Here is a 944-nt window from a genome sequence, read left to right as displayed (position 1 = left end):
CGGCCGCTTTTAGCTTCGACAACCACGCGTACCTCGAAAGTGAGTTCATAGTACCGAATAACCAGCAATTGATAAGATGGCTTTTATTTAAATCACTTTTAACTTTTTGTTGAAAATCGAACAGAGAACTTGGGAGTGATGTTTCAAACTCTGCGTAGAGAACGTGGTCTTTGCTGTTTCTTGGCCAAAATTACAAGCTTTGAGATATTCGCTTGCCCCTTGTTTGAGATATTAAATTACACTCATAAAATATGAGTTGTACTCTGGTTTTCATTTGGAGTGGTCATGAATGTGATTGAGGTTTTCAACGACAGTTACGAGCGTTGTGTTCTCAGTGAGCACTTTTTCGAGCGGTTTTATGCCAAGTTTTGGTCGAAAGGAAAGAGCTTTCGGCAGAAATTTGAAGGCGTAGATATGCAAAAGCAAGTTCGTATGCTCAAAGGTTCGATCGTCTTTTTTATGATGACAGACACGTCTTCTGATGCGCGAAAAATGATGGAAAAGTATGGCAAAAAGCACGGTATCGGAAACATTGGTATCAAACCCGAAGACATTGATATTTGGTTTGAAAGCTTAATGGAAACAGTACGAGAGTGTGATTATGAGTACAACTCCGACGTTGAAAAGGCATGGCGCGCTTGTTTTAAATCGGGTCTGGAAATCATGAAACGCGAATGTGGTACGCCGCCAAGTAAATCCGACACGGGTCAGTGATCGAAAGGTTTGTGATATCTAATATGAAGAAGCGGCCTTACTGTTTACACCAAACTCAACGAGACCAAACTAAGTCCGCTCAAGTTAAACCAAAGCCGCTTCCGCCCTTACTTGAAAATTAATGTGGCTATTCTTCTTTATCCTGCCCCTGATTCTTTTTAACGGCGTTGGCAATGTCCGTCACCGCTTCGACCAAATTAATTGGCATTGGGAAGATGATGGTTGAGGTT

1 protein-coding gene and 1 pseudogene are annotated in these 944 nt (G+C 41.6%); one reads left to right on the top strand and one right to left on the bottom strand.

All coding sequences use genetic code 11. From position 1 onward, the window contains the following. Positions 1-285: 285 nt before the first annotated feature. Positions 286-714, top strand: coding sequence for a globin (locus tag R7Z50_RS25320; protein ID WP_140061795.1), 429 nt, complete (start codon positions 286-288; stop codon positions 712-714). A 127-nt stretch (positions 715-841) separates the two neighbouring features. On the opposite strand, the pseudogene R7Z50_RS25315 reads toward R7Z50_RS25320, so the two are convergent. Continuing rightward, a pseudogene (locus R7Z50_RS25315) lies at positions 842-944 on the bottom strand (slipin family protein); the annotation flags it as partial.

The organism is Vibrio sp. 1249-1, assembly GCF_033340495.1.
Note: the sequence above shows the minus strand (reverse complement) of the source record. Positions and strands in the feature narration are given on the sequence as shown.